Below are 26,909 nucleotides of genomic sequence, written 5' to 3'. Positions count from 1 at the left end.
GGTCGCGTCGCGTAGTTCACTCATCGGCGGGCTCCGCCCCCGAACCCCACCGTGGTCGCCTTGCGTAGTTCACTCATCGGCGGGCTCCGCCCCGAACCCCGCCGTGGTCGCTTCGCGTGGTTCGCAGGCCGGCGGGCTCCGCCCCGAACCCCCTACCGTGGCCGCCTCGCGTGGTTCGCACACCGGCGAGCTCCGCCCCCGAACCCCCACGCGGCCGCCTTGCCTGGTTCGCGCACCGGCGGGCCGTGGTTGCCGGGCGCACCATTCGTCGTCGGCCGAAACGTCACCCCGCCGTGCTCCTTCAATGCCCGCCGTGGGCGGGCATACCCGGGTGGTGGCCCGGGCTTCCCGGATGCATGTGGAACCGGCTGATCTCCGGCGGGTGGACGACGAACGGGCGCATCATGCCCTCGTCCTCGTGATCGAGGATGTGGCAGTGGTACATGAACTGGCCGGTCGCGTCCTCGAACCGGCCGGCGACCCGGATCCACTCCCCCGCCCACAGGGTGAACGTGTCCTTCCACCCCTCCTCGTGCTTCTCGATCACCGGGCCGTCGGCCGGCGCCGGCAACGGCCGTGAGGTGCCGCCTGCCGCGACGTCGAACGCCGCCAGGTCGGCGAACTTGCGCCTGGTCAGCAACTGGAAACGCGCCAGGTGGATGTGCATCGGATGCGGGGCCCCGCCGAGCTGGATCAGGTTCCACACCACCCACCGGCCGCGGTCGACGAAGATCGTCGTCGTGTCGTCGAACAGGCGCGCCACCCTGCGGAACGTCCGCACCTGCCCCGTTACCGGGTCGGTGAGCTGGAGGACGCCCTCCTCCGGGAAGCGCGCCGGCAGCTCGGCCGGATCGGTGATCTCCTTCAGCTCCCACATTTCCGGGTGCGCCCGGCCCGCCACGCCCGGCGGGGTGGTCGCCACGAACACCTCGTCGTGGTCCGCCGGCACGGTCACCCCCTCCGCCAGCCGGACGTAGGAAGCGGACAGCGTCGCCGGCAGCCGGAACGCTTCGGGGCGACGGCGGCTCTCGACGCGGAACTCCATGATGTCCGGCTCGATCGAGGCCCCCGTGTTGACCAGCCGCAGGCGCTGCCCCGGGAACCGGCTGAAGTCGATCAGCAGGTCGGCGCGCTCGGCCGGGGTCAGGGTCAGCCCGCCGGCCGACACCGCCGCCGGGGTGGGCAGCAAACCCGCGTCCGTGCCGGCGATCCGGACGGCGTCGTTGTGCACGACGCCCGCCTCGTCGACCAGGTCCAGGCGGAAGAACCGGCCGTTCGCCATGTTCAGCACCCGGAAGCGGTACCAGCGCGCGTCGACGTCCAGATGCGGCCAGACACCGCCGTTGACGAGGGTGAACGGGCCGGTGGCCGGCGCCGTCGTGCCGGTCGCGGGCAGGTACTGGAACTTGAACAGCAGCCGGCCGGTGAGCGCGCCGGTCGCCGGGTCGGTGTCGAAGTTGCGGTCGGCGAGGATCAGCGGGATTTCGTGGTCGCCACCGGGAAGCCGTAGCCGGTCCTCCTCCTCGTCGCGGATCAGGTACTGGCCCGCGAGTCCGGAATGGACGGTGAAGCGCGTCACGGCCATCGCGTGGTCGTGGTACCAGAGCGCGGTGGCGGCCTGGCGGTTCGGGTATTCGGTGAGCTGCGTGTGCCCCGGCGAAATCCCGTTGTGCGCCCAGCCGTCGTTGCCGGCGTTCGTCAGCGCGCCGTGCAGGTGCACGACGTTCCACGGCGGCAGCTCGGCGACGCCCTCGATCAGCTCCACCCCGGCGGGCAGGCTGCCGTCCGCGGCCCGGAAACCGGGCCGGTTCGCCGGCGTCGGCACCGCGTACGGTGCCCGCACCGCCACGAGCGGGACCGTGCCCCGGAGCTCGTTGGCCCACGCGACCCGGAGCCGCTTTCCGCTGCGCACCTCGATGGCCGGGCCGGGAAAGTGGCCGTCGTAGGTCCACAACGTGGTTTCCGGCAGCTGGGAGTGCAGCCGCGTCCGCGCGGTGGTCATCGTGATCGTGAGCTCGCCCCGGTACCGCCGCGAATGCGCCTGGATCACCGGCGGGACCCGCAACGGATCGAGGAATTTGGTGAGCCCGAAGTTCGGTGCCGCGGACGACGCCGGTGGCGCGGTCGCCGCCGACGCCGTCCGCGGGGCACTCGGGCCGAGCAGGGTCGCCCCCGCCACGACGCCCGCGGCGGCGAGGAAAGTGCGCCGGTCGACGGAGTCGCCCACCACTGCTTCGGTCATGCGGAAACCCTCCGGGCACGGGTGAATACCGGCGATCCGCACGGCGTGGAACGGGGCCGGTGCGGCTCGGGAACGTTAGCCATGCGGCAACCGGCCGGGCATCCCCTCACTTGGTATTCCTTGGCCGCCCGGCGATCAGCGCACGCGGTCGTAGACCAGCGCCGTCTCCCCCAGCTCGCCGGTTTCGTGGTGGGCGAGCCGCCACTTCGACGCGGGCAGCCCGTCATCGAACAGCCGGGGGCCGCCACCCGCGATTTCCGGGCAGATCATGAGGTACAGCCGGTCCAGCAGATCCGCCGCGAGCAGCGGCTTGATGATGCTCGCGCTGCTGTTGACGAGAATGTCGCCGCCGTCGGCGGTCTTCAGCTCGGCGACGACTTCCGCGGCCGGCGCGTTCACCAGGCGGGTGCGCTCCCACGGGGCGTCGGCCAGCGTGGTGGAGAAGACTACTTTTTCCGCGTCCACCAGCCATTTCGCGTAGCCGCGGTCCCGCGGATCGGCGTGCTCGTCGGCGGCGACGGTGGGCCAGAAGCCGAGGAACCCCTCCGCGTTGCGACGGCCGAGGACCGCCGTCGTCGCCCCGTCCCAGATCCTGGTCAGGTGGCGCCGCGCGACTTCGGTCGTGACGTACGGGAGGATCGCGCCCATGTCGGTGGGCCCGGCGGGGCCGTGGTAGCGCCCATCGAGCGTAAGGCTCAGGTTCGCGGTCACCCGGCGGCTGGTCGGCTCGGTCATGATGTTCGGTCCTTTCGGTCGGAGAGCACGTCGGTGAGGTGGTCGAGCACCTGGCCCCAGCCGGTTTCGATCCCGGCGATGAAGGGGACGGCGTCGACGGTGGTCGCGGAGATGCGCAGGCCCAGCCGCAGCCGGGTGCCGGCCGGGGCCGGGTCGAACTCGAGGTCGTAGTGGCCGGTGAAGGAGGCGGGGCCGGCCACCGCGAGGTCGAACCCGAGACGGCCGGGCTCGTCCGCGACGCGCACCCGGCCTTCGGCGTGGTACTCGCCGTCAGCGTCGCGGTAGCCGAGCACGACCCGGCCGCCCGGCCGCGGCTCGAGGGCGCAGGCGGTGACCGTCATCGACGGCGGAACCCACCAGGACGCCAGCAGGTCCGGGTCCGTCCAGTACCGCCAGACGTCGGCGACCGGGGCGGGCAGCAGGCGGTCGAACGCGAACGTGCGCCCGTCCGCCCACCGGTCCCGGTCCGCGGCCGCCGCATCCGTCTCGATGGCCGCGCGGTACCGCGTCACGGCGTCGCGTTCGCCCGCGTGCGCCTCGGTGGCGTCGGCCAGCTCCCGCAGCCGGCCCGCGAGCGCGGCCAGGGGCTCGGCCTCGAGGGCGTGCACGCGCCGCTGCCCGAGCGGGAAAACGGTGACCAGGCCGGCGCGGGCGAGGGTCTGGAGGTGCTTGGTGGTCTGCGGCTGCCGCAGCCCGGTCAGCTCGGCCAGCTCCCCCACCGAGCGCGGGCGATCGGCGAGCAGTTCGACGATGCGCCACCGCGCGGCGTCTCCCAGTGCTGCGGCAATCCGGTCCATGGACCTATTATTCACACGGGAGAATATTCATGTCAAGGAATACTTCCGGCGGGCAACCAGCGCAGCCCGTAGGCGTACCCCAGCTGCGGCGCGGCGAACTCCTGCGCCACCTCGCAGGCGCCGTCCAGCGGCAATGGCTCACCCGGCTGCGGCGGATCGGCGAGCACCGAGGGCGGGACGCGGTCCAGCCGCCACACCACGCGCGGCGGGCGCCGCGGGTCGAAGCGGACGCGCACCTCGAACGACTCGCACGTCACCAGAGGCACGAACACGTATGACGGCCGGATCGGCAGGCCGTCCCGGATGCGGTAGACCAGCGAGTACGTGTGGCTGTCGCCGCGGTCCAGGGCGCGCGGCAGGTCGAGCAGCCAGCGGAAGTGCCGCTGGCCGTCCCGGGTACCCGCGCTGATGAGGACGCCGTGCCGGGCGTCCGCGGCCACCTCACGCTCGCCGTCGCGGCCGTCCTCGGTGCGGGGCACCGTGAACTGCGCGGAAATCCGGCCGAGGGCGTCGCGGGTGGCCACGATCAGCCGTTCCTCGGTCACCTCCGGTTCACCGACGTCGAGCCGGACGAGCACCTTGAGCCGCTTGACGAACCAGCCCTCGTCCGGGTCGGGCACGCCGTTGCCCGGCCGCGCGCCGGCCTCGATCTCCGCGGCGAGCCGGGCGAACGACCGGTCGACGCGGCGCCGGGCCGTGCGTTCCGAGACCCGCAGCCGATCCGCGAGCACCCCGATGCGGGCGCTCAGCAGCGCGTGCTGCGCGCCGGGGACGATGCCCAGCGCGACGTTCACCGCCAGCCGGTCGTCGGCCGGGAATTCCGCGATCGCGGCCGAAATCGCTTCACGCAGAACGCGGCGCGCATCGCGGTCGCTCGTCGTCCGGTGGATTTCGCACCAGCCGGAAACGAGCGGCCCGAGCCGGCTGCGCAGCCGGTCGGCTTCCAATCCCCAGCCGCGCCGCAATGTGGCGAGTTCCCGGAGCAGCCCGTTCTCGTATGCCATGGCGTTTTTATTGTGACACGGGCACTTCGCGGCGATCGGCGGCACCGGCTGCGCCGATCAGGTGATTCCGCGATGGCCAGGAATTGGCCAGTTCCGCGCAATTTCGGCCCGCCCCCGGCCTTTTCCGCATCCGCGGCTGCCCGACCATTCTCCCGTCGACTTCCGGCGTCGGCATCGGCATCGGCATCGGGGAGGAAGGGTGCTCGACACTACCGGCCCGGCCGACGTCGCCGACGTCCGGCGGCTGGCCCACGACGGCCTGCTCGCCGGCTCGGCGGCGGCCGCGCGGCCCTCGGCCCTGGCGCGGTTGCGCGGCGGGGTCTACACGGTGGCGTGGCCGCTGGTCTTCACGCGGATCACCAAGCCGCTGGAACACCGGCGCCGCCACGCGGACTGCGCCCGCGGCCTCGGGTGGCTGCGGCCCGACTGCCTCGACCGCTTCCACGACGACGTCGAGGCGGTGGTGGACCACGCCCTGCGGCGCGCGACGAGCCCGATCGAGAACCTCGAGGGCTGGCTGGCCACCCGCCTCACCCCGGCCACGGTCGACGCGCACCGGCGCCGCCGCGGCGAAATCGGCGCGCTGCAGCGGCCACGCCTCCCGGCCTGGCTGGCCGGCGCGCTCGGCGGCGACCCGTGGCTGTGCGACCTGGCGGTGCAGATCCTGGTCTGGGCGGGAGTCCCGGCCACGGCGGGCGCCGAGCTCTGGCCCCTGGACGGCTGGGCGGCCCGGCGCACCGAGGTGACGGGCAAGCCACCGCCCGGCCGCGACCTGCTCGACCGCGAGGTCGACCAGGTCCTGGCCGCGATGCGCACCCGGCCGGCGTGGCACGCGGCGCACGTCGAGTGCCCGCTGGGGCACAAGCAGGCGCCGGTCGCCCCGATGCCGGTGGAGCTGCCGGCGCTGGAGCTGGTCGGCGAGCACGAGCTGGCGGACGCCCGGCTCGCGAGCCTCGCGGAGCAGGCCCTGCGGGCGATCGAGACCCGGCTGGACCGCGGAGAGCCGGCGCCCGCGGCGGTGACCACGGTGGTCCGGGCGGTGTTCGGCGAGCAGGCACCGGACGGCGCACCCCACCACGGCGACTGGCTGGCGACGGCGCTGGCCGACCGGGAACGGCTGGCGTCGATCGTGGCGACGGTCCTGGCGATCCTGGACCGCTGAGCCCACCGCCGGCAAGCGCCCCAAGGCGGCCTTGGTTGCGTCTGACGCACCGAAGGCCGCCTTGGGTGCGTCAGACGCAACGAAGGCCACATTGGGGCGCTTGGGGCTGGTCACCGACGGGAACCGGAGGACGGGGTCAGCCGTCCTCGAGCGAACGGCGCCGGGCCTCGAACACCGCCGTCAGCACCTCCGGTGCGCACCCGGCCGCCCGGGCGCGGCGGCCCGCCGCCGTCAGCTCGGCCAGCAGGGCCGCGCGCACCGCCGCGCGGGTTGCCTCCGGGAGTCTCGAACACGGGTCGGTCACCCCTCGGCCTCCTCTTTCGCCCGGCACCAGACTTCACCTGACGGACACGCCGGTCAGCGCCACCACGTCGGCGGGGGCACCGGGAGCCGCAGCGGGCAGCCGGCGTGGCAGCCCGTCCAGCAGTCCGCCAGCCAGCGGGTCAGCGCGACCGGCCCCAGCAGGCTGTCCTCCCACACCGGCGTCAGCTCGCCCGCGCGGCGCAGCATCGCTTCCGCCGTGCCGCAGAAGGAAACCACCGCCACGATCGCCGCGTCGGCCCGCTCGTCCGGCCAGGCGACCGCGGCTCCCGGCAGCCGGGCCGGGATGGCCAGGCCGGTACCGACAGTGCAGTTCCGCGCCAGCTGCACGGCGAGATCGAACTCGACCGCTTCGGCGTGACGCTGCCTGGCCCGCCAGCGGGGCGAGGCCGTGGCGGCGTACAGCCCGGCCAGCCGGGCGGCGACCAACCCGTCCCACACCGTCAGGAGCACCGCTCGCGTGTCGGCCGGAGGGGCGTCGGCGAGCTCGTGGGTGACGGCGCTGAGCCAGGCACACGGGTCCTTGACTTGACGATCAGCGGCGACGGTCACGGCAGTCAGTTTCCCACCGCCACGCGGAAGCAACCCCAAGATGATCATGGTTCACCCCAGCATCACCCGGTCAGTGGCGGACCGTTGAGCGGCGCCGTAACCCAATCGGGCACTGGGCGTGACCGAATCGTCACAGCTGTGCGACCATGTCCGCGCTCAGTGCCGAGCACCCCTCCGAAACTGCCCCGCGAAAGGCCCCGTACAGAGTGATCAAGATCAGCAAGAGCCGGGCCGGCACCCAGCGCGTCACCTTCAGCCTTCCCATCGGCGCGCCGACCGGCCGGGTGAGCGTCGTGGGCTCGTTCAACGACTGGACCCCCGGACGGCACCACCTCACCCCGCGGTCCAACGGCCGCCGTTCGACGTCGGTCGACGTCACGCCGGGGACGGTCCTGCAGTTCCGCTACCTCGGCGAGAACGGCCACTGGTTCGACGACCCCGACCTGCCCGACCGCGCCGACGGCAACTGCGTCTGCACGACGTCGTAGCGGCTCAGCCCCGGCGGCGCCGCTTCCCCGCCGCGCCCCCGGTGCGCCGCGCCGGTTTCGCCGCGGCGGGCTTGCGTTCCGGGCGCTTGCGCTCCGCCGGCGCCTGCGGGCGCCCGCGCGTGCTGTTCACCGTGCGGCCGCGGACGATCCCGATGAACTGCTCCATCAGGTCCGTCGTCTCCTCCTCCAGCCACGACAGCGCGACGTCCGACTGCGGTGCGTCCCCGACCGGCCGGTAGGTGAGGTCGCGGCGGTGGTGCAGCCGGGCAAGCGACTGCGGCACGACGAGCACCCCGACCCCGGCGGCGACCAGCTCGATCGCGTCCGCCGTCGTCTCGGGCCGCGAAACCGCCGGACGCCCCGGCCAGGTCTCCCACTCCAGCGTGTCGTCGAGGGGGTGCAGCACGACCTCGTCCGCCAGGTCCACGGTGGACACTTCGTCCGCCGCGGCGATCAGGTGGTCCTTGGGCACCAGGACGACCGTCGTCTCGGTGTAGAGCGGGATCGCGTGCAGGCCGTCCCGGTCGATCGGCGATCGCAGCAGCGCCGCGTCGGCGTCCCGGGCGCGCAGCAGGCCGGCCGCGTCGGCGGCGGCGACCGGGACGAGGGTCAGCGGCACCCCCGGTACCCGCTCACCCCAGGTCCGCACCCACTTGGCGGGCGTCGCTCCCGGGACGTACGCGAGCTTGAAAGAGGTCACCGGGTCAGGTTACCGGGAGTGACGCTGGCTACCCTGGACGGCATGACGTCGCACAAGACCGCCCAGACGATGAAGCCCGCGACGGCGGCGAAGAAGCTGGGCGTGTACCTCGAAGCCACCCCCGCGGAGTTCCAGGAGGGTGTCGTGACGCGCGACGAGCTGAACGCGCTGCAGGCCGATCCGCCGGAGTGGCTGCGGGAGCTGCGCCGCACGGGCCCGCACCCGCGGCCGGTGGTCGCGGCGAAGCTGGGCGTCTCCATCGGCGGCCTCACCCGCGGCGGCATCACCGAGCCGCTCACCACCGAGCAGATCGACGCGCTGAAGGCGGAGACCCCCGACTGGCTGGTCCGGGAGCGCGCGACCCAGGCCGAGGTGCGCAAGGAAACGGTGCGGGTGAAGGAGAACAAGGGCTGAGCCGGGCGTGCCGACCGACATCTCGCCCGAGGAAGCGGAGCGCCTCGACGCCGAAGACGAGCTCGCCGCCTTCCGCGAGCGGTTCGTGCCGATCAGCGATCCCGGCGTAGTCGCCTACCTCGACGGGAACTCGCTCGGCCGCCCGCTGCGGGCCACCGCCGAGCGGCTGCAGGAGCTCGTCGCGCACGAGTGGGGTGGCCGGCTGATCCGGTCCTGGGAAGAACGCTGGCTCACGCTGCCCGGGGAGATCGGGGACGAGCTGGCCCGCGTCGCGCTCGGCGCCGCGCCGGGGCAGACCATCGTCGCCGACTCGACGTCCGTGTGCCTCTACAAGGCGCTCCGGGCCGCCGTCGCGCTGCGGCCCGGCCGCGACGAGATCGTCACCGACACCGCGAACTTCCCCACCGACCGGTTCCTCGTCGAGAGCGTCGCCGCCGAACTCGGGCTCACCGTCCGGTGGGTCGAGGGCGGCGAAGTCCACCCCGGGGACGTCGCCGCGGTCACCGGGCCGCGCACCGCGGTGGTCACCCTGTCCCATGTGGACTACCGATCGGCGGCGATCACCGACCTCGCCGCGGTCACCCGGGTGGTGCACGAGCGCGGCGGGCTCGTCGTCTGGGACCTCTGCCACAGCGTCGGCTCGATCCCGGTCGAGCTGGACGCGGCCGGGGCCGACTTCGCCGTCGGCTGCACCTACAAGTTCCTCAACGCCGGGCCCGGCGCGCCCGCGTTCCTCTACGTCAACGCGCGCCACCACGAGACCTTCGGCCAGCCCGTCACCGGCTGGATGGGCGCCGCCGACACCTTCGGCATGGCCGCCGAGTACGTCCCCGCGCCCGGCATCCGGCGGGCGCTCTCGGGTACCCCGCCGGTGCTCGGCATGGTGGGCGTCCGGGAAGGCGTGGCGCTGCTGGCGGAAGCGGGCATCGACCGCGTGCGGGCCAAGGCCGTCGCGCTGGGCCGGTGGGTGTTCGCCCTCGCCGACGCGTGGCTCGTCCCGCTCGGGTTCACGGTCGCCTCGCCGCGCGACGACGACCGCCGGGCCGGCCACGTCACCCTCCGCCACCCGGACGCCGAACGGCTTTCGCGCGTCCTCATCGAGCACGGCGTGCTCATCGACTTCCGCCGTCCCGACGGCATCCGCATCGGGCTGAGCCCGCTCACCACCGGCTTCGCCGAGGTCCGGCGAGCCATGGCCTGCATCCGCGAGCTCGCCGGCTGAACCGCACCCGGTGGTCGTGAGTGGTAAGTCGGGTTAGAACCCTACTTACCACTCACGACCACCAAGCCGGCTTCCTGGAATAGTAGCCATGTACTTAGTAGCCATGTACATTATCTGGCATGAGCACTCCCGGCCACCTCGTCTGGCGACTCTCGATGAAGTGGCGGGTCGCCGTGGACCGCGCCCTCGCCCCGGTCGGGCTGACGCACGCGCAGTACGTCTTCCTGTCCTCGCTCCGCGGCCTGGAGCGCGCCGGAGCGAACCCGAGCCAGCGCGAACTGGCCGACCACACCGGCCTCGAAGCGCTCTACGTCTCCAAACTCGCCCGCACGCTCGACGCCGGTGGTCTCGTCGAGCGCACCCGCGACCCGGCCGACACCCGGACCGTCCGGCTGCGCCTCACCGCCCGCGGGCGCGAGGTGACCGAGCCGGCGATCGCCACCGTGGCGGCGCTGCTCGACCGGCTTCTCGCCCCGCTCGGCGGCCGGCACGGCGACCGCACCGCGACGCTGGCCCGCGAGCTCACCGTCCTCCTCGACACCCCATTGGAGCCCTGAAAGCCATGCTGCACCACGAAGAAACCGGTACCGGCACCCCGATCGTCTTCCTGCACGGCAACCCCGGCTCGTCACACAGCTGGCGCCACGTCCTCCCGCACGTCGGCGGCGGCCGGCTGCTCGCCCCCGACCTCATCGGCATGGGCCGCTCGCCCAAGCCGGACATCGCGTACACCTTCGCCGACCACGCCCGCCACCTCGACGCCTGGTTCGACGCGCTGGGCCTGGACGACGTCGTCCTCGTCGGGCACGACTGGGGCGGCGCGCTCGCCTTCGACCAGGCTGCCCGGCACCCCGGCCGGGTCCGCGGACTGGCCTTCTTCGAAACCATCGTGAAGCCCATGGCCTGGGACGACCTGACGCCGCAGGCGGCCGAGCGCTCGCGGAAGATCCGCACCCCGGGCGTCGGCGAGGACATGGTGCTGACACAGGACCTGTTCATCCGCCAGGCCTTCACCGGCGGCGTCCGGACCCCGGTCGGCGACGACGACCTCGCCGCCTACCTCGCCCCGTTCCCGACACCGGAAAGCCGTCGCCCGGTGCTCGCCTGGGCGCGTCAGCTGCCGCTCGGTGGCGAGCCGGCCGAACTGGTGGCGCGCATCGAGGCCTACGACGAGTGGCTGGCCGGCAGCGAGGGCACCCCGAAGCTGCTCATGACGTTCGAAGGCTCGCCCACGCTACTCATCGGCGAGAAGATGGCCCAGTGGTGCGCCGGCCACGTCGCCGCGCTGGACGTGATCGCCTGCGGGGAAGCCGGGCACCACGCCCAGGAGGACCGGCCGAAGGAGATCGCCGCGGAAATCGCGGCTTGGCTGGACCGCCACGGCCTCCGCTGAGCCTCGCCGGGACTCGGTGACAGCGTCCCGGCATGCGCCCCAAGGCGGCCTTCGGTGCGCCTGACGCAACCAAGGCGGCCTTCGGTGCGTCAGACGCAACCAAGGCCACATTGGGGCGCTTGGGGCGGGGCGGTCGCGGGAGCTAGGTGTGCCGCAAGGGCGGGCTCGCCGTCACCCCGAGCACGCGCGCGACGACCCACGCCAACGCGTCCGCGGTACGGGCCGGCGTGTCCGACGGCTGCATGACGTGACTCAGGACCGCGCGGACGACCAGGTCGATCACCACCGAAACCTGGGCGTCGGCCAGCGGGGGCCGGTAGGCCGCGACGCGACCGGCGAGCATGACCTTCGCCTGGGTGAGCAGCGCACCCGCGTCGGTGGTCAGCAGCGGCAGGAGCTCGGGAGCCGTGCCGTGGGTCGCGGAGACGATCGCGCGCAGCAGCGTGTTGTCGTCGGCCAGCTCGAGGACTCCGCGGACGGCGTCGTAGATCGCCTCGACCAGGTCGTCCGGGTGGCGGTCGAAGGCCGCGCCGACGACCGACAGGAACCGGCCCAGCTCGTGCGCGACCATCGCTTCGGCCAGCGCGGCCTTGGAGCCGATCTCGTTGTAGACGGTCTGGCGGCTGACGCCGGCCAGCTCGGCCAGCCGGGCCATCGTGACGGCCTGCCAGCCGGACCGCGCGGTCAGCTCGATCGCCGCGGCGATGATCGGCTGCCGGTGCTGACCACCTTCCGCCGGCACCGGAACCGCCCTGCTCATGATCGGCATTCTAGGGCCCGGCCGGGCCCACCCGCCCCGGTGCCACGAAGTCGACCTTTTCGCGCACACCGCAGTCCGGGCAGCACCAGGAGTCCGGGATCGCCGCCCACGGCGTGCCGGCCGGGAAGCCCTCCCGCGGATCGCCGCGCCGCTCGTCGTAGACGTACCCGCAGCCGGGGCACCTGCCGCCTTCGGTGGCGTCGCCGTGGGTGTCGGCGAGCTCGCGCGAGGCCGCCGTGACGCGGGTTCCGTAGCGGGCCAGGACTTTCGCGCGCTTGCCGGGCTGGATGTTGGCGCGCGAGCTGTCCCCGCCGTAGTGGGCGAGCACCCGCGGGTCCATCACCCGGCGCCACAGCGGCGGGACGAGCGCCAGCACGATCATCCCGGCGTACCCGGTGGGCAGTACCGGCGACTCGGCGAAGTCGCGCAGCGTCTGGTAGCGGCGGGTCGGGTTGGCGTGGTGGTCGCTGTGCCGCTGCAGGTGATAGAGCAGGACGTTCGTGGCGATGTTGTTGGAGTTCCAGCTGTGGCTGGGGTCGACGCGCTCGTACCGGCGCCGCCCGGGCACGCCGACCCGCTGCCGCAGCATGCCGTAGTGCTCCATGTAGTTGACGACCTCCAGCAGCGAAAACCCGACGACCGCCTGGATCACCAGGTAAGGCAGGATCCCCACGCCGAGCCAGGCGATCATCGCCGCCCACAGCACCGCGGACATCAGCCACGCGTTGAGCACGTCGTTGCCGAGCCGGTAGGGGTGGCGGTCACGCCGGGCGTAGCGCTTGCGCTCCAGCCGCCACGCCGACTTCACCGAGCCGAAGACCGTCCGCGGCCAGAAGCGGTAGAAGCTTTCGCCGACGCGGCTGCTCGCGGGATCCTCCGGCGTCGCCACGCGGACGTGGTGGCCGCGGTTGTGCTCGATGTAGAAGTGCCCGTAGCAGCTCTGCGCGAGCGCGATCTTCGACAGCCAGCGTTCGTGGCTTTCCTTCTTGTGGCCCAGCTCGTGCGCGGTGTTGATGCCGATCCCGCCGACGCACCCGATCGACACGGCGAGCCCGATCTTGTCCGCCACGGTGAGCTCGCCCCGCGCGATCAGCCAGAAGGCAGCCACGAAGCCGAGGTACTGGACGGGCAGGAAGGCGAAGGTGATCCAGCGGTAGTAGCGGTCGTTCTCCAGCCGCGCGATGACGTCGTCGGGCGGATTGCTCCGGTCCAGCCCGGCGACGAGGTCGATGACGGGCACGAGCACGAGGATCACGACCGGCCCGATCCAGAACCAGCCACCCCACCCGGTGGCGGCGTGCAGCCCGATGGCGAGGAACGCCAGGGAAGGCACGACCAAGCCGATCAGCCAGAGGTACCGCTTGCGGTCGCGCCACAGCTCGGTCGAGCCGGCGGGCAGGGTTCCGGTCGCTTCGCTCATCACACCCTCCTTGGCGGCTGAGTGGACAAGACGATAGCCGATGCCAACCTTCCTTGACAATAACCCCTCAGCTGTAAACTTCCTCCCAGACTCGTGCCCCGACTTCGTGAAGGCCACCTTGAGGAAGGTCAAGTTCCTCAAGGTGGCCTTCACGAACTTCGGCTGTTTCCTTCGTCGGCACCCGCGATCCGGTGGAATTCACTTCACCCGTTCAGCCCAGCGCGCAAGTCGTCGAAATGTGCCCGAGGCCTACTACCTGAGGAAATGCCCGTGATCACTTCGGAGCAGACAGTAAACACCGTTCGCCACTGGGCGGACCAGCGTCCGGAAGCCGGGTCGCGCCGAACGGGTGTCAGGGGTTCGTGGTAAAAAACGGACCCTGATCGATTCCGCGGCAACACGGAGGGTGAGGCGAAGACGGGTGACGGCGGCCGCTGTGTCCCATCGTCGTGTCCGCTTCCTCGTCCGGGTCCCCATTCCTCGCCGACCGTCACTCAGGAGTTCGTGAACCGCCGTGCTGAACAAAGACCCCAGGGACGAGTCGGACAAGCCGTACGACAAGTCGATCCGCAAAAGGCTGACCAGGACCGTTCTCATTCCCAGTGTGACGCTGCTGGTGCTGTGGATCGCGGTCTCGTCCTACTTCCTCTTCAATGGCGTTTACGTCCGGTTGGTCGCGGCTTCCGTGCGCGAGGTCTCGATCCCCGCCGCCACCGCGCTGGCCGAGTTCCAGAAGGAACGCCAGACCGCGTTGCAGTACCTCGATGACCCGGCACTCGGCCCGGCCCGGCTCCAGCAGCAGCAGAAGGCCACCGACGAAAAGCTCGCCACGCTGAAGGACGCGTTCGCCGCGACGATCTCCAACGCGCCGGACGAGATCGCGTCCAAGGTGAACGCGCTGAAGTCGCAGTTCGACCAGCTGCCCGTGCTGCGCTCGCAGATCAGCTTCCGCAGCATCGACCGCGCCCAGGTCAACTCCTACTACAACGGTGTGATGGACACCGCGTCCAACCTCTTCGACACCCAGGCCCGGGTCGTCCCCGACGCCGAAGCCGCGACCGGCGGCATCACGGCGACGTCGGTCTTCCGCTCCGGCGACGTGATGTCGCGCGAGACGTCGCTGGTCTCGACGGCCTTCTCCTCCGGGACGTTCGCGCCGGACGACTTCGCCCAGTTCGCGCAGCTGTCCGGGATCTACCGGACGCAGCTCACGCAGATCGAGCCGTTCCTCGACCCGGGCGTCCGCCAGAAGTACCAGGCGCTGACCACCAGCACGGCCTGGCGCCAGCTGGGGACCGCCGAAGAGGCGCTCGTCAAGCACGGCCCGTGGTCGGCCGGCGAGCAGAACTCCGTGCCGGTGTCCGAAACGGACTGGCAGAACGCGACGAACCAGGTCGCCCAGAGCCTCAACGACCTCGCGATCACCCAGGCGGACAAGGTTTCGGCCGCCGCGATCGACGCCGGTGACGCCCAGTTGCGCAACGTCATCATCGGCAGCATCGTCGCCCTGCTCGCCTCGCTGGCGGCGATCATCGTCGCGGTGCGGGTGTCCCGCTCGCTCGTCGACCGCGCCCTGATGACGCGGCTCGCGCGGCTGCGCAACGACTCCCTCGACCTCGCCCGCAACCGGCTGCCGGACATCGTCGAGCGGCTGAAGAACGGCGAAGCCGTCGACCTCAAGGAAGAACTCCCCCGGCTCGACCACGGCCGCGACGAGATCGGGCAGGTGGCCGAGGCGTTCAACGTCGCCCAGCTCACCGCCGTCAACGCCGCGGCGAGCGAGGCCAAGGCCCGCAGCGGTGTGCACAACGTGTTCCTCGGCATCGCGCACCGCAACCAGGTCCTCGTCCACCAGCAGCTGCAGATCCTCGACGAGATGGAAGCACGCGAGGACGACTCGACGCAGCTGGCGGCGCTGTTCCAGCTCGACCACCTCGCCGCCCGCGCCCGCCGCACCACCGAGAACCTGATCATCCTCGGCGGCAAGCAGCCCGGCCGCCGCTGGCGCAAGCCGGTCGCGCTGATGGAGGTGCTGCGCGCCGCCGTCTCGGAAACCGAGCAGTACGCCCGGGTCCAGGTCGAGCAGGTGGCCGACGTCGCGCTCGTCGGGGCCGCGGTGGCCGACACCATCCACCTCGTCGCCGAGCTGGTCGACAACGCGACGTCGTTCTCTCCGCCCGGCTCGCCGGTCGAGGTGACCAGCCGGATGGTCGCGCGCGGCGTCGTCGTCGACGTCTCGGACCAGGGGCTCGGCATGAAGGACGGCGTCCGCGAGTGGGCGAACGCGATGATGGCCGAGGCCCCCGAATTCGACGCGATGGCGCTGCGGGCCGACTCCAGCCTCGGCCTGTTCGTGGTCGCCCGCCTGGCGGCCCGGCTCGGCATCACCGTCACCTTCGACCCGTCCCGCTACGGCGGCCTGCGCGCCACCGTCCTGATCCCCACCCAGCACCTGGCCGGCGAAGACGGCGACCAGGCCGCGGAGACCTCACCGGCCGAGACCACCGCGGTCCTCGCCCCGGTGGGCGCGCCGGCGCCGCAGGCCGCGGAAAGCTCGCTCCGCACGATGGACACGCCCAGCTCGTTCAGCGGTCAGATCCCGATGAAGCGAGACACCAAGCCGAGGCCGTACCCGGCACGCGCCCTCACCTCGCCCGACGCCCTGCCCTCCGTGCCGGCAGCGGAGCCGGAGCCGGTCGCCGTGACCCCGGCAACGGACGCGCCGCCGACCGACGACCGGCCGCGGCTGCCCCGGCGCGAGCCACAGCAGAACCTTGTCGCCCAGCTCGAAAACGAACCCGACGACAGCATCGACGATGTCGTGGCACCGGGGGAAGGCACCGCGCGCACGCTCGCGGCGTTCCACAAGGGCACCCGCCGCGGGCGCGGCGGACCGGACGACAACTCGTAACTCCCCGGCCCCACACACGCCAAGTCCACACAGGAAAGTCAGGGTCTGAAGTCGAATGAACGAGTACGGGAGCCCCAAACCCGATCTCAACTGGCTGCTCGACGACATGGTCAACCGCGTGGTCGGCGCGCAGAACGCCATCGTGCTGTCCGCCGACGGGCTGCTGATCGGCAAGTCGGCCGGGATGAGCAAGGACGACTCGGACCAGCTTTCGGCCATCGCCTCCAGCTTGCAGAGCCTCGCCAAGGGGGTGAGCAAGCAGTTCAACCGCGGCCCGGTGCTGCAGAACATGATCGAGATGGAGCGCGGTTACCTGTTCGTCTCCGCGGCCGGTCAGGGTGCCTGCCTCGCCGTGCTGGCGGCGGACAACGTCGACGTCGAGATGATCGCCTACGAGATGAGCCGGCTCGTCAAACGCGTCGGTGACTACATGGCGTCCGCGCCGCGAGAAGCGGCGTCGGTCCTCCGGGAGGCCACATGAGTGCCGAAGACGGCTGGTACGACGAGGCCGCCGGGCCGCTGGTCCGGCCGTACACGATCACGAGCGGCCGCACGCCGGCCGGCACCGCGCGGCTGGACCTGTCCACGCAGGTGATGACCCTGCGGTCGGAGCAGGAGCCGGCCGGGCTGGGCCCGGAGCACGTGGCGATCGTGCAGCTGTGCCGGCACCCGGTGTCGGTGGCCGAGATCGCCGTCTACGTCAAGATCCCGCTCGGGGTCGTGCGGGTGCTCGTCGGCGACCTGATCGAACGCGGCCTCGTCATCACGCGCTCCCCTGCCCACAACCCGGCGCAGGCGCCGGACCTCGAAACACTCCAGGCGGTTCTCGATGGCCTCATCAAGTACTGACGGCACGGGGGCGGACATGGTCCCCACCCCGGTCAAGATCATCATCGCGGGCGGTTTCGGCGCGGGGAAGACCACGATGGTCGGTTCGGTCAGCGAGATCCCGCCGCTGACCACCGAAGAGGTGCTCACCGAGGCAAGTGCCGGCGTCGACGACCTGTCCGGCGTCGAGCGGAAGACGACCACGACGGTCGCGCTGGACTTCGGCCGGATCACCATCTCGCCGCGGCACGTGCTGTACCTGTTCGGGACACCGGGCCAGGCGCGCTTCTGGTTCATGTGGGACGACCTGGCCCGCGGGGCGATCGGGACGGTCGTGCTGGTCGACACCCGACGGCTGGAGACCAGTTTCGCCGCGATCGACTTCTTCGAGCGCCGCAAGATCCCGTTCGTCGTCGCGGTGAACTGTTTCGACAACGCGCCGCGCTACACCGCCGACGAGATCCGCGAGGCACTGGTCGTCCCGGACCGTGTGCCGATCGTCATGTGTGACGCACGCGACCGCGACACCAGCAAGCTCGCCCTCATCCGGCTGGTCAAGCACGCGATGACGGTGGTGCCGGCCGCCCGGGTCTGAACTGCGCGTTGTCCGCTTTTGTCCCCTCTGGACGCCGTCGGTGTCCGTTGTGGCCCTGCGTGGCCGCGGCGGGCACCGGCGTACCCACATGGCGCAATTGACTGGACCAGCCGAGTGCAGACTTTTAGTTGAGCAAGCATCCAACTGATAGCATCCGCTCGTGACGAGTCGAGTGCCGGAGTTTCCTGAATATATAAGGGAAAACTATCCAGCACAGGGTCGTCTCTTCGGTGACTTCCTGGGTGGACTGTGGTCCACCGCGTGCGAGGCGCTCGACGTCCCTTTGGAGCAGTCCGTCCGGACCACCCGGATGCTGCGGGCCCTGCTGCCGCCGTGGGCGCACGAGCCGATCGGGCCGGTCCCCGCCCAGCCGTCCTATGTGGCGGACGACGGCTTCCCGGCCGAGATGTCGGTCAACTGGTCCGGCGCGCGGCCGGAACTGCGCGTGCTGTTCGACAGCCTCGGCCACGACGTGGTCTGGCCCGGTGAGAGCGTTTTCCGCAGCCGGCGTCTCGACTACATCCGCGAGACGTTCACCCCGCGCGCGGGCCGGCCGTCGCCGGCGCCGCTGTGGCATTCGATCGCGTGGCGGCCACCGTCCGCAGTGGTCCACAAGACGTACTTCGGGCTGTACTCGTGGCCGCACGCGCACCGCGAGGCCGCGGTGGCCGAAGCCATGGCGCGGCTCGGCCTGGCCACCGCTTGGGCCGACACCCGCCGTCGCATCGAAACTGTCGAAGGCGACCGCGAGATCGAGTTCTTCGCCGTCGACCTGACCGACGAAGCACAGGCCCGCGTGAAGATCTACTACCGCAACCGCGCGGCCGGGCTCGCCGAGGTCGAGCGCGTCGCGGCCGTGGCGCTGCACCACGACTCCGAACGGGCGCGAGCCGCATACCGGACACTGGCCGGTGCCGGCGCCGAAGCCGGTGAGGCGGCATTGAGCTGCCTGGCGTTCCGGTCCGGTGTGGATCGCGCCGCCGAGTCCACGACGTACTTGCGGCTCCCCGCCCTCGTACCGGACGACCGCGAAGCCGTGGAGCGCACGGCCGCGCTGCTGCACGCCCAAGGCGTCGACCCCGGCCGGTTCCGCACGCTCGCCGCCGCACTGGCACCCGGGCCGCTGAGCCGCAGCCGGGGCGTGCTGGAGCTGGTGAGCTTCCGCGCCGCGGGCCGGCCCGGCGACGTGACCACGTACTTCCGGTTCCCGGTCTACGACCGGCCCCCGCCCTCCCCCCTTTCGCCCGTCGACCTCGGATAGCCCACCTTGAGGAGTAGATCGTGACCGAGCAGGACGTCGAGCGCGTGGCCCGCCACAACGAGCAGCGGCAACGGGAGTACGAGGCGTCGGACCTGATCCGGCTGCTGACCGACGAGAACACCACGGCCGAGACGAAGAAGGCGGTGCTCACGTACCTCCAGCCGTGGTCGAACGCCTTCCAGCGGATGATCAGTGCCCGGGTGACCTTCGAGAGCGACCCGGAGCTGCGCGCGCTCGCGTGCGAGCACCAGGCGGAAGAGGTCGGCCACGACAAGATCCTGGCCCGCAGCCGCGCGGACGACCGGGAGCTGGTCTGGGACCCGGTGATCGAGATGGGCGCGTCCTGGTTCGTCGACCAGTTCGCGATCCTGCCCGGCGTGCAGCGCGCGGTACTGGCGCACTTGGCCCTCGAGGCCGGCAGCCTGGTGTTCAGCCAGGCGGGCACGAAGGCGTTCCCCGACGACGAATACTTCGAGCTGCACGACGAAGCCGACGTCGAGCACCTCGAGATGGGCTACGAAGTGCTGCGGCGGCGCACGGACTGGACGCCGGACGCGGCGATCACGGTGCTGGACCGGGCCTGGCAGGTGATCGGCGTGGTTTCCGACCGCATCGCCGAGTGCGCCCGCCGCGATGCGGTGGCCGCATGACGATCACCGAACCGGCCGCCGCGGCCCGCGAGATCGCCGCCGAGGCTGCCCGCGCCTACCAGGAAGCGTTGGGAGAGCGCCTGATCGGCGCGTACCTGCTGGGCAGTTTGGCGTACGGCGGCTACTCCGCGGCCGCGAGCGACATCGACCTGGCCCTGGTCCTCACCGGCGTCGGCGACGGCGACCGCTCGTCGGTGGAGAGCACGACGGAGGCACTTCAGGAGCGAAGCCCATTGCACCGCAAGCTTTCGGTGTTCTGGGCGTCGTTGCCGGCGTTGCGCGAAGGCCGCGACGACGGCCGCTTCCCGGCCCTGGACCGCTTGCAGCTGGCCGATGACGGCCGCGTTCTGGCCGGTTCGGACGTCCGCGCGGAAGTGGCTCGCCCGGAGGCGTCGGAGCTGCTGCTGGAGAGCGCGGGCTTCGCGATCGCGGTGCTGGCGACGGACGAGGTGACGGCCGAGTTCCGTTCGCCGAAGCGGCTGCTGGTGGACAAGGTGTGGTTCACGAAGGCCGTGCTGTTCCCGGTCCGCTTCCGGTACTCGGGAACGACGTCGACGGGCCGGGCGGCGAACAACGACGAAGCGATCGAGTGGTACCTGACGCAGCCGGACGCACCGGCGGCGTCGCTGGTGCGGCTGGCGCGGGAGGTTCGCGCGGGTCACCCGCTGGAGCCTGCGGAGGTCGAGCCGGAGCTGGCGGCCGGACTGGTTCCGTTGTACCGGTACTACATCGACGCGGAAGTCCGGCGGCTGCGGGAAACCGGGGCGCCGGCGGACCTGGTCGACGCGTTCGCCGACTGGGACAAGCGGCTGGGCTGAGCCGGACCCGGCGGTGTGCGGGGAAGCACGCCGCCGGCCTCAGCGCAGCGTCAACGGCGTCTCCGATTCCACCCGGGTCAGCTTCTCCGGGTTCCGGACGAAGTAGAGCCCGCTGATCCGGCCGCCCTCGACACGAACCGCCATGATGCCGTCGAACGCCCCGTCCACGTGCATCGCCAGTGCCGGGTTTCCGTTCACCGTCATCGGTGCGCTGGTCAGTTCCACCGCCGCCTTGCCGAGGCCGCCGATGATGAAGCGGGTCACCTTGTCCGATCCGGCGACCGGGCGCAGGGCCGCCTGCTTGACGCCGCCGCCGTCGCTCAGCAGCACCACGTCCGGCGCGAGCAGGTCCAGCAACCCCTGCAGGTCCCGGCCCTCCAGCGCCCGCTGGAAGGATTCCAGCACCGCCCGCGTCTCCCGCGCCGACACCACCTCGCGCGGACGCCGGGCGTCCACGTGCCGACGGGCCCGGCTCGCGATCTGCCGGACCGCCGCCGGGCTCTTCCCCACCGCTTCGGCGATTTCGTCGTACCCGACGTCGAACACCTCGCGCAGCACGAACACCGCGCGCTCGGTCGGCGCCAGCGTTTCGAGCACCAGCATCAGCGCCATCGAAACGCTTTCCGCCAGCTCGACGTCCTCGGCCACGTCCGGTGTCGTCAGCAGCGGCTCCGGCAGCCACGGCCCGACGTACGCCTCCTTGCGGCGCTGCAGCGTGCGCAGGCGGTTGAGCGAAAGCCGGGTGGTGATGCGGACCAGGTACGCGCGCTCGTCGCGCACCCCCGCCTGATCGACCTCGGCCCAGCGCAGCCACGTCTCCTGGAGGACGTCCTCCGCGTCGGCCGCCGAGCCGAGCATCTCGTAGGCGACCGTGAACAGCAGGTTCCGGTGGGCGACGAAGGCCTCGGTCATGACGTCTGCTCCCCTCACGCGGCGAAGTCACCGAACCGGCCCCAGGCGACGAACGCCGCCACGGCCAGGTAAGCCAGGTTCAGCGCGGCGAACCCGGCGCTGCCGTGCCGGACGTGGGTGATCATCGCACCCACCATCAGCAGGACCCAGCAGACGGCGGTCACCGGGACCAGCACCGGCGCGATCCCGGTCGCCGCGGGCAGGATCAGGCCGAGCGCCGCGAGCAGCTCCAGCGCGCCGAGGCCCTTGACGAAGCCGGGAGCGGCACCGGCGGTCCATTCGCCGCCCGGTGCGGCCGCCAGCTTCTCCTTGCGCACGAACACTTTGCCGACGCCTCCGGTCAGGGCCACGACGGCCAGCAGGCCGGCGGTGATCCACAGTGCGAGGTCCATGACGTTCTCCTTTTCCTGATCGGCCTCAAGACACCGCGCGGCGAGGAGTTGTGACAGCATTGATTCTGTACCTACTAGTATGTACAGTCATGGCCCATGGGAACCCGGGACCAGCTCGTCGACAGCGCCCGCGAACTGCTGTGGGAACGCGGCTACGTCGGCACCAGCCCCAAGGCCATCCAGCAGCGGGCGGGCGCCGGCCAGGGCAGCATGTACCACCACTTCGCCGGCAAGAAGGACCTCGCACTGGCCGCCGTGCAGCGCAGCGCCGAAGAACTGCTGGCCGCCGCCGACGCGCAGCTGCGCTCGCCCGGCACCGCCGTCGAGCGCATCACCGCCTACCTGCGGCGCGAACGCGAAGTGCTCAAGGGCTGCCCCATCGGCAGGCTCACCCAGGACCCCGACATCGTGGCCGACCCGGAGCTGCGCGCCCCGGTGGACGAGACCCTCACGCGCGTGCGCGCCCGGCTCGCCGAGGTCCTCGACGAAGGCCGCGCCGCGGGCGAACTGCCCGCCACCCTGGACACCGCCGCCCTGGCCGCCACGATCGTCGCCGTCCTGCAGGGCGGGTACGTGCTGGCCCGCGCCGCGAACTCCCCCGAGCCGTTCGACCAAGCCGTCACCGGCGTGCTCGCGCTGCTCACCACCCGCTGACCCCAGGGTCCGGCAAAGTCCGGCCGGGCCGCCGCCGCGATGGCCCGAACGCCGTGAATGACTCATTCCTGGCGTCGGATGCCAGGAATGAGTCATTCACGGCATCCGGACGGCCGCCGCGACTTTGCCGGAACCCTGCCCACCGAACCTCAGGAGACCCGAAGTGCACGTCCGCCGCGTTCCGTCCACCAGCACCGCCGCCCCCGCCGAGGCGATCACCGGCAGCGCCTGGATCACCTCGCTCGCCGTCCCCGAAGGCCCGTCGCGGACCCGCGTCGACCGCGTCCAGTTCGCGCCCGGAGCCCGCACCCGCTGGCACCGGCACCCGCTCGGCCAGATCCTCGTCGTCACCGACGGCACCGGCTACGTCCAGCGCCGCGGCGGCCCGGCCCAGCTGATCCGGCCGGGCGACACGGTCCGCGTCGCCGCCGGCGAGTGGCACTGGCACGGTGCCACCGACACGACGGCACTGACCCACCTGGCGATCGAGGAACTGCCCGCCGACGGCACGCCGACCGAGCTCGGCGATCCGGCGGGCGAGGGCGAACCCGCCGCCGTCCCGGCCTTCACCCGCACGCTGCTGCTGGACCAGCGGCTCGCGGCGCCTCGCGTGATCGATCACGTCGAAATCCGCCGGATCACCATCGCCCCGGGCGAACAGCTCGGCCCGCACGTCCACAACGGACCGGTGTTCGGCAGCATCGAAACGGGTTCGGCGGTCTATCAGATCGAAGGCGAGCCGGAAACCGTGCTCACCCCCGGCGACGTCTTCCACGAGCCCGAATCGGCCCGGATCGCCCGGTTCGACCCCCAGGACGACGGCGTCACGTTCCTCGCCTACTTCCCGGTCGGGCCTGGCGAGACGCCGAGCCTGACCATGCTGGACAGCTGACCCCGCACTCCACGCCTCACCTGGGTACACGGCTCCCGGTTCAGTGCGGTTCACTACATTTCCGAACTCTTTCCTCACGCGACAAAGCACTGGACAACAGGGCTCGCGCGGGTCACGATTACGCCGTGCCCGCCCCCAGTTGATCTCCCGGAAAGAATCGGTTAGATCTTCACAAGGCGGACATTGTTACCGCTAACAGAGAACCGCCCACTGGTGTCGGGCCAGTGGAATCTCTCCCCCTTTGAACCCCATGGAGTCACTTCATGCCCGGAAACGCGGGAAAGCACCGCATCTCCCGACGAACCAAGATCGCCACCGGCGTCCTCGCGCTGGCCGTTGCCGCCGGCGGCATCGCGGTGTCGACGACGTTCGGCACTCCCGGCCAGGCCAGCGCCGACCCGGCCGACCCGGCGCTCTACATCGACATCCTCAAGGTCCCCCCGAACAACCGGGAACCCGCTAACTCGCGCGGCGCGTCCACCGGCACCTTCACCGTGGACTGCGGCCGCAACGAGAACCAGCATTTCAACCCGGACAACTTCGTCGCCCAGCCCGGTGTGCGCAACGGTGCCCAGCACCTGCACGACTACGTCGGCAACCTCTCGTCGAACGCGGACTCGAACAACAAGAGCCTCGAAGCCGCCGGCACCACGTGCAAAAACGGGGACAAATCCGCCTATTTCTGGCCGGTTGTCCGCATCGACACCGAGGACGACGAGAAGAATCCGCCCGCGAAGTCCCCGGACGGCGACCGCGACCAGGCCGCCCAGGACGCCGCCTCCCCGGCGATCACCTGCCCGGACGTCGCCAGCCGGCTCCCGGACGTCCCCGACTCGGCGATGGCCGAAGTCAACCGCAACCTCGACCTGCTCGACACGCAGATCGACGAGGCCAACAAGCGGCTGATCAGCACCAAGGGCCAGGGCGGCCCCAACTTCGTCCAGAACGCCATCCTCGGCCCGCTCAAGGACAAGCGCGTCGCCACCATCGACCGCATCGCGATCGCGATCGGGCGCACCGCCGCCAAGCCGCAGGGTCTCGGCGCCCTCGCCCCCTGTGTGCTGAAGGACCAGGCCGGCAGCGGCGGCAACCCCGCGAGCAACGGCGGTGGCGCCCCCGGCGGCGCGGCCCAGCAGATCACCTGCCCGGACGTCGCGAGCAAGCTCCCCGCCGTCCCGGCGTCGGCCAAGGCCGAGGTGGACCGCAACCTCCAGCTGCTGAACACGCAGATCCAGGAGGCGAACCAGCGGCTGGTCAGCACCCAGGGCCAGGGCGGCCCCAACTTCGTCCAGAACGCCATCCTCGGCCCGCTCAAGGACAAGCGCGTCGCCACCATCGACCGCATGGCCATCGCGATCGGCCGCACCGCCGCCAAGCCCCAGGGCCTCGACGCCCTCGCGCCGTGCAGCCTCGGCCAGGGCGGCAACAACGGTGGCAACAACGGGAACAACGGTGGCGCGACGGCGACGCCGCCGCTGCCCGGCCCGGACGCCAACAACGAGCTGCCGGACAACGACGGGCAGATCCAGCGCCCGGCGAAGGCCGGCATCACCTTCCGCGGCAGCCCGGCCGGCCAGGTCGTCGCGATGCCGAAGTTCCTGCGGGCGCTCAGCGGTGACGCCAAGCCGTCCATCAACGGCACCAAGAACACCCGGGCCGCGTGGACCTGCACCGGCTTCGAAAACCGGCTCACCGACAAGTACCCGATCTGCCCCGAAGGCAGCAAGGTGGAGCGGATCCACGACTTCCCGAGCTGCTGGGACGGCAAGAACACCGACAGCGCCAACCACCGCACGCACATCGTGTTCCCGGACAAGAACGGCCGCTGCGCCGCCGGGTTCAAGGCGGTGCCGCAGCTGCGGATCACGCTCGTCTACGACATCCCGCACGACATCCAGGTCAAGAAGCAGTACAAAGTGGACTCGTTCCCGTCCGAAGAGCACAATCCCCTGTCCGACCACGACGATTTCGCGAACGTGATGTCGCAGAGCATCATGAACCAGCTCGTCAACTGCATCAACCGCAACAAGACCTGCAACGCCTGACCCGCTCGGGTGCCCGCCGCGGACGGCGGCGGGCACCCGTGAGGAGCCACCGATGACGGTCCCGATCGTTCCGGGATTCCACCCCGACCCTTCGATCTGCCGGGTCGGGGACACGTTCTACCTGGCGAATTCCAGCTTCGAGTACGTGCCGGGCGTCCCGATCCGGCGCAGCACCGATCTCGTCTCCTGGGAGCTCATCGGCCACGCACTGACCCGGCCGAGCCAGCTGCCGCCGAGCGAGGGCGCCGCGAACACCGGCATCTTCGCGCCGACGCTGCGGCACCACGACGGCCGGTTCCACCTGGTCACCACGAACATCCTCGAAGCCGGCCGCGGGCACCTGATCGTGACGGCGGAGGAGCCGGCCGGCCCGTGGTCCGATCCGGTCCACGTGCCCGGCACCGACGGCATCGACCCGGACCTCTGCTGGGACGACGCCGGCCGATGCCACCTCACGTGGACGTCGTTCCGGCCGGAGCTGCCGGGCATCGCCAGCGTGCCGATCGACCCGGCGACGGGCGCGCTGCTCGGCGAGGCACGGCTGCTGTGGAACGGCACCGGCCTGGCCGCGCCGGAGGGCCCGCACCTGTACCGCGTCGACGGCTGGTGGTACCTGCTGCTCGCCGAAGGCGGCACCGAACGCGGCCACGCCGTCACCCTCGCGCGCGCCCGCAGCCTGGAGGGCCCGTACGAGCCGGCGCCGGCGAACCCGATCCTGACCCACCGCAGCACGACGCACCCGGTGCAGAACACCGGGCACGCCGATCTGGTCGAGTGCGCCGACGGCAGCTGGGCGATGGTGTACCTGGGCGTCCGGCCGCGCGGCAAGACACCGCAGTTCCACGTCAACGGACGCGAGACCTTCCTGGCCGGTGTGGACTGGGTGGACGGCTGGCCGGTGGTGGCCGAGGACCGGTTCCCGGTCCCGCCGGCGGACAACAGCTTCACCGACGACTTCGCGACGGCGGAGCTGCACCCGCGCTGGGTGGCCCCGGGCGCCGCGCCCGTCACCCGGTGGGCCGGGCCGGGCGAGCTGATGCTCACGCGGGCCCTGCTGACCCGGGCCCTCGACGAGTACTGGACCGCGGAAGCCGGCCTCGACGTTTCCCGTGGCACGGCCGCGTTCGTAGTGCGCATCGACGACCGGCACTGGTACGGCCTGATCGCCGACGGCGGCAAGGTGACAGCCACGCTCGCCATCGGTCCGGTCGTCCAGGCCGTCACCGAGGTCGCCGCCGGTTCCGTGGTGTCGCTGCGGATCCGGGCGCTCCGGCCGGAGCCGTCCGGCCCCCTGCGGGAAGCGGACGAACCGGATCTCATCGAGCTGTCCGTGCTCGGGGCGGAAGACCGGGTCCTCGGGGCGTTCGACGGACGCTACCTGTCCACCGAGGTCGCGGCCGGCTTCACGGGCCGCATGATCGGGGTGGAGGCGCTCGACGGAACCGTGTCCCTGCAGGAATTCCGCTACCGCGTCGAGCATCGGCGAAACTGATCGAGTCGACCGGTTTTTCGCGCTTTTCGCGAGAAGGCCCGGTCCGTAGCGTGGCCGGCATGACCCTGCAGCTTCTTCGTGTGGGACCACCTCCACAGGGGCACTTGTGTGCGTGACCTGGGGAAACAAGGTCACCGTTTGCCGTGGCCGGTGGTCGTGAGTGGTAATTCGGGTTCTAACCCGAATTACCACTCACGACCGGCTGCGGCAGACCGGCAGACCGGCGTCCAGGATTGTCCTGGCCGGCCA

At 71.4% G+C, this 26,909-nt stretch carries 28 protein-coding genes; 17 read left to right on the top strand and 11 right to left on the bottom strand.

The annotated features are described in order from the left end of the window. Positions 1 to 301: 301 nt before the first annotated feature. From ACLJQF_RS29045 to ACLJQF_RS29030, 4 genes are all read right to left on the bottom strand, one after another. The gene (locus ACLJQF_RS29045; protein WP_410613675.1) at positions 302 to 2,227 is read right to left on the bottom strand and encodes a multicopper oxidase family protein; all 1,926 of its coding nucleotides are present in this window, start codon (positions 2,225 to 2,227) and stop codon (positions 302 to 304) included. Between the two features lie 150 nt (positions 2,228 to 2,377). Next, positions 2,378 to 2,977: a dihydrofolate reductase family protein gene (locus tag ACLJQF_RS29040; RefSeq protein ID WP_410613424.1), complete on the bottom strand. Its 600-nt coding sequence runs from the start codon at positions 2,975 to 2,977 to the stop codon at positions 2,378 to 2,380. Further along, a complete protein-coding gene (locus tag ACLJQF_RS29035) occupies positions 2,974 to 3,774 on the bottom strand; it encodes a metalloregulator ArsR/SmtB family transcription factor (protein ID WP_410613422.1) in 801 nt (266 codons plus the stop codon). The genes ACLJQF_RS29040 and ACLJQF_RS29035 overlap by 4 nt, the downstream gene beginning before the upstream one ends. 32 nt (positions 3,775 to 3,806) lie before the next feature. Next, entirely contained in the window at positions 3,807 to 4,778 is a 972-nt protein-coding gene (locus ACLJQF_RS29030) for a hypothetical protein (protein WP_410613420.1), read from the bottom strand. A gap of 199 nt (positions 4,779 to 4,977) precedes the next feature. Between ACLJQF_RS29030 and ACLJQF_RS29025 the strand changes: the two genes are divergently transcribed. Then, complete coding sequence (locus tag ACLJQF_RS29025; RefSeq protein WP_410613418.1) at positions 4,978 to 5,940, top strand: hypothetical protein; 963 nt, start codon at positions 4,978 to 4,980, stop codon at positions 5,938 to 5,940. Between the two features lie 136 nt (positions 5,941 to 6,076). On the opposite strand, the gene ACLJQF_RS29020 is transcribed toward ACLJQF_RS29025, so the two are convergent. Together ACLJQF_RS29020 and ACLJQF_RS29015 are read right to left on the bottom strand one after the other, a co-directional pair. After that, positions 6,077 to 6,244: a hypothetical protein gene (locus ACLJQF_RS29020; protein ID WP_410613416.1), complete on the bottom strand. Its 168-nt coding sequence runs from the start codon at positions 6,242 to 6,244 to the stop codon at positions 6,077 to 6,079. Between the two features lie 53 nt (positions 6,245 to 6,297). Continuing rightward, positions 6,298 to 6,813, bottom strand: a complete 516-nt coding sequence (locus ACLJQF_RS29015; protein ID WP_410613414.1) for a hypothetical protein — start codon at positions 6,811 to 6,813, stop codon at positions 6,298 to 6,300. Positions 6,814 to 7,019: 206 nt separating this feature from the next. On the opposite strand from ACLJQF_RS29015, the gene ACLJQF_RS29010 reads away from it, so the two are divergent. Beyond that, positions 7,020 to 7,301, top strand: coding sequence for an isoamylase (locus ACLJQF_RS29010; RefSeq protein ID WP_410613412.1), 282 nt, complete (start codon positions 7,020 to 7,022; stop codon positions 7,299 to 7,301). A gap of 4 nt (positions 7,302 to 7,305) precedes the next feature. On the opposite strand, the gene ACLJQF_RS29005 is transcribed toward ACLJQF_RS29010, so the two are convergent. Beyond that, entirely contained in the window at positions 7,306 to 8,001 is a 696-nt protein-coding gene (locus tag ACLJQF_RS29005; protein ID WP_410613410.1) for a LysR substrate-binding domain-containing protein, read from the bottom strand. Positions 8,002 to 8,043: 42 nt separating this feature from the next. Between ACLJQF_RS29005 and ACLJQF_RS29000 the strand changes: the two genes are divergently transcribed. From ACLJQF_RS29000 to ACLJQF_RS28985, 4 genes are all read left to right on the top strand, one after another. Next, positions 8,044 to 8,415, top strand: a complete 372-nt coding sequence (locus ACLJQF_RS29000; protein WP_410613408.1) for a DUF5997 family protein — start codon at positions 8,044 to 8,046, stop codon at positions 8,413 to 8,415. A gap of 7 nt (positions 8,416 to 8,422) precedes the next feature. Next, on the top strand, positions 8,423 to 9,637 hold the full coding sequence (locus ACLJQF_RS28995) for a kynureninase (protein ID WP_410613406.1): 1,215 nt from the start codon (positions 8,423 to 8,425) through the stop codon (positions 9,635 to 9,637). A 119-nt stretch (positions 9,638 to 9,756) separates the two neighbouring features. Next, a complete protein-coding gene (locus tag ACLJQF_RS28990) occupies positions 9,757 to 10,194 on the top strand; it encodes a MarR family winged helix-turn-helix transcriptional regulator (protein WP_410613404.1) in 438 nt (145 codons plus the stop codon). A 5-nt stretch (positions 10,195 to 10,199) separates the two neighbouring features. Next, complete coding sequence (locus ACLJQF_RS28985; RefSeq protein WP_410613402.1) at positions 10,200 to 11,030, top strand: haloalkane dehalogenase; 831 nt, start codon at positions 10,200 to 10,202, stop codon at positions 11,028 to 11,030. Positions 11,031 to 11,172: 142 nt separating this feature from the next. Here the strand turns inward: ACLJQF_RS28985 and ACLJQF_RS28980 are convergent, their stop codons facing one another. Next, entirely contained in the window at positions 11,173 to 11,799 is a 627-nt protein-coding gene (locus ACLJQF_RS28980; RefSeq protein WP_410613400.1) for a TetR family transcriptional regulator, read from the bottom strand. Position 11,800: 1 nt separating this feature from the next. Next, positions 11,801 to 13,210, bottom strand: a complete 1,410-nt coding sequence (locus ACLJQF_RS28975; protein ID WP_410613398.1) for a fatty acid desaturase — start codon at positions 13,208 to 13,210, stop codon at positions 11,801 to 11,803. A gap of 514 nt (positions 13,211 to 13,724) precedes the next feature. On the opposite strand from ACLJQF_RS28975, the gene ACLJQF_RS28970 reads away from it, so the two are divergent. The 7 genes from ACLJQF_RS28970 (at position 13,725) to ACLJQF_RS28940 (ending at position 20,273) form a co-directional block, all read left to right on the top strand. Continuing rightward, positions 13,725 to 16,121, top strand: coding sequence for a nitrate- and nitrite sensing domain-containing protein (locus ACLJQF_RS28970; protein WP_410613397.1), 2,397 nt, complete (start codon positions 13,725 to 13,727; stop codon positions 16,119 to 16,121). A 55-nt stretch (positions 16,122 to 16,176) separates the two neighbouring features. Continuing rightward, positions 16,177 to 16,602, top strand: coding sequence for a roadblock/LC7 domain-containing protein (locus tag ACLJQF_RS28965; RefSeq protein WP_013228184.1), 426 nt, complete (start codon positions 16,177 to 16,179; stop codon positions 16,600 to 16,602). Continuing rightward, the gene (locus ACLJQF_RS28960) at positions 16,599 to 16,970 is read left to right on the top strand and encodes a DUF742 domain-containing protein (protein WP_103338558.1); all 372 of its coding nucleotides are present in this window, start codon (positions 16,599 to 16,601) and stop codon (positions 16,968 to 16,970) included. The genes ACLJQF_RS28965 and ACLJQF_RS28960 overlap by 4 nt, the downstream gene beginning before the upstream one ends. A 16-nt stretch (positions 16,971 to 16,986) precedes the next feature. Then, on the top strand, positions 16,987 to 17,544 hold the full coding sequence (locus ACLJQF_RS28955; protein WP_410613395.1) for a GTP-binding protein: 558 nt from the start codon (positions 16,987 to 16,989) through the stop codon (positions 17,542 to 17,544). A gap of 160 nt (positions 17,545 to 17,704) precedes the next feature. Next, positions 17,705 to 18,805: a hypothetical protein gene (locus ACLJQF_RS28950; protein WP_410613393.1), complete on the top strand. Its 1,101-nt coding sequence runs from the start codon at positions 17,705 to 17,707 to the stop codon at positions 18,803 to 18,805. Between the two features lie 20 nt (positions 18,806 to 18,825). Then, on the top strand, positions 18,826 to 19,455 hold the full coding sequence (locus tag ACLJQF_RS28945) for a hypothetical protein (protein WP_410613391.1): 630 nt from the start codon (positions 18,826 to 18,828) through the stop codon (positions 19,453 to 19,455). Next, positions 19,452 to 20,273 (top strand): hypothetical protein, encoded by an 822-nt coding sequence (locus ACLJQF_RS28940; RefSeq protein WP_410613389.1) that lies wholly within the window; start codon positions 19,452 to 19,454, stop codon positions 20,271 to 20,273. The genes ACLJQF_RS28945 and ACLJQF_RS28940 overlap by 4 nt, the downstream gene beginning before the upstream one ends. Positions 20,274 to 20,312: 39 nt before the next feature. Here ACLJQF_RS28940 and ACLJQF_RS28935 read toward each other — a convergent pair whose 3' ends face one another. Beyond that, positions 20,313 to 21,185: an RNA polymerase sigma-70 factor gene (locus tag ACLJQF_RS28935; protein WP_410613387.1), complete on the bottom strand. Its 873-nt coding sequence runs from the start codon at positions 21,183 to 21,185 to the stop codon at positions 20,313 to 20,315. A 14-nt stretch (positions 21,186 to 21,199) separates the two neighbouring features. Further along, complete coding sequence (locus tag ACLJQF_RS28930; protein ID WP_410613385.1) at positions 21,200 to 21,577, bottom strand: DoxX family protein; 378 nt, start codon at positions 21,575 to 21,577, stop codon at positions 21,200 to 21,202. Positions 21,578 to 21,673: 96 nt separating this feature from the next. Between ACLJQF_RS28930 and ACLJQF_RS28925 the strand changes: the two genes are divergently transcribed. The 4 genes from ACLJQF_RS28925 (at position 21,674) to ACLJQF_RS28910 (ending at position 26,660) form a co-directional block, all read left to right on the top strand. Next, positions 21,674 to 22,231, top strand: coding sequence for a TetR/AcrR family transcriptional regulator (locus tag ACLJQF_RS28925; RefSeq protein ID WP_410613383.1), 558 nt, complete (start codon positions 21,674 to 21,676; stop codon positions 22,229 to 22,231). A 163-nt stretch (positions 22,232 to 22,394) separates the two neighbouring features. Beyond that, entirely contained in the window at positions 22,395 to 23,123 is a 729-nt protein-coding gene (locus ACLJQF_RS28920; protein WP_410613381.1) for a cupin domain-containing protein, read from the top strand. Positions 23,124 to 23,386: 263 nt separating this feature from the next. Beyond that, positions 23,387 to 25,168, top strand: coding sequence for a DUF1996 domain-containing protein (locus tag ACLJQF_RS28915; protein ID WP_410613379.1), 1,782 nt, complete (start codon positions 23,387 to 23,389; stop codon positions 25,166 to 25,168). 52 nt (positions 25,169 to 25,220) lie between these two features. Next, positions 25,221 to 26,660 carry a family 43 glycosylhydrolase gene (locus ACLJQF_RS28910; RefSeq protein WP_410613377.1) on the top strand — a complete coding sequence of 480 codons (1,440 nt, stop codon included), beginning with the start codon at positions 25,221 to 25,223 and terminating at the stop codon, positions 26,658 to 26,660. Positions 26,661 to 26,909 lie beyond the last annotated feature (249 nt).

This window comes from Amycolatopsis sp. lyj-109 (assembly GCF_046548995.1).
GTDB lineage: Bacteria > Actinomycetota > Actinomycetes > Mycobacteriales > Pseudonocardiaceae > Amycolatopsis.
Note: the sequence above shows the minus strand (reverse complement) of the source record. Positions and strands in the feature narration are given on the sequence as shown.

Bases quoted from the DNA above. Each gene is read 5' to 3' on its own strand.
- ACLJQF_RS29040 (WP_410613424.1), bottom strand. From the start codon at position 2,977: ATGACCGAGCCGACCAGCCGCCGGGTGACCGCGAACCTGAGCCTTACG.
- ACLJQF_RS29035 (WP_410613422.1), bottom strand. From the start codon at position 3,774: ATGGACCGGATTGCCGCAGCACTGGGAGACGCCGCGCGGTGGCGCATC.
- ACLJQF_RS29030 (WP_410613420.1), bottom strand. From the start codon at position 4,778: ATGGCATACGAGAACGGGCTGCTCCGGGAACTCGCCACATTGCGGCGC.
- ACLJQF_RS29000 (WP_410613408.1), top strand. From the start codon at position 8,044: ATGACGTCGCACAAGACCGCCCAGACGATGAAGCCCGCGACGGCGGCG.
- ACLJQF_RS28990 (WP_410613404.1), top strand. From the start codon at position 9,757: ATGAGCACTCCCGGCCACCTCGTCTGGCGACTCTCGATGAAGTGGCGG.
- ACLJQF_RS28985 (WP_410613402.1), top strand. From the start codon at position 10,200: ATGCTGCACCACGAAGAAACCGGTACCGGCACCCCGATCGTCTTCCTG.
- ACLJQF_RS28980 (WP_410613400.1), bottom strand. From the start codon at position 11,799: ATGCCGATCATGAGCAGGGCGGTTCCGGTGCCGGCGGAAGGTGGTCAG.
- ACLJQF_RS28975 (WP_410613398.1), bottom strand. From the start codon at position 13,210: ATGAGCGAAGCGACCGGAACCCTGCCCGCCGGCTCGACCGAGCTGTGG.
- ACLJQF_RS28965 (WP_013228184.1), top strand. From the start codon at position 16,177: ATGAACGAGTACGGGAGCCCCAAACCCGATCTCAACTGGCTGCTCGAC.
- ACLJQF_RS28960 (WP_103338558.1), top strand. From the start codon at position 16,599: ATGAGTGCCGAAGACGGCTGGTACGACGAGGCCGCCGGGCCGCTGGTC.
- ACLJQF_RS28955 (WP_410613395.1), top strand. From the start codon at position 16,987: ATGGTCCCCACCCCGGTCAAGATCATCATCGCGGGCGGTTTCGGCGCG.
- ACLJQF_RS28940 (WP_410613389.1), top strand. From the start codon at position 19,452: ATGACGATCACCGAACCGGCCGCCGCGGCCCGCGAGATCGCCGCCGAG.
- ACLJQF_RS28935 (WP_410613387.1), bottom strand. From the start codon at position 21,185: ATGACCGAGGCCTTCGTCGCCCACCGGAACCTGCTGTTCACGGTCGCC.
- ACLJQF_RS28930 (WP_410613385.1), bottom strand. From the start codon at position 21,577: ATGGACCTCGCACTGTGGATCACCGCCGGCCTGCTGGCCGTCGTGGCC.
- ACLJQF_RS28925 (WP_410613383.1), top strand. From the start codon at position 21,674: ATGGGAACCCGGGACCAGCTCGTCGACAGCGCCCGCGAACTGCTGTGG.
- ACLJQF_RS28915 (WP_410613379.1), top strand. From the start codon at position 23,387: ATGCCCGGAAACGCGGGAAAGCACCGCATCTCCCGACGAACCAAGATC.
- ACLJQF_RS28910 (WP_410613377.1), top strand. From the start codon at position 25,221: ATGACGGTCCCGATCGTTCCGGGATTCCACCCCGACCCTTCGATCTGC.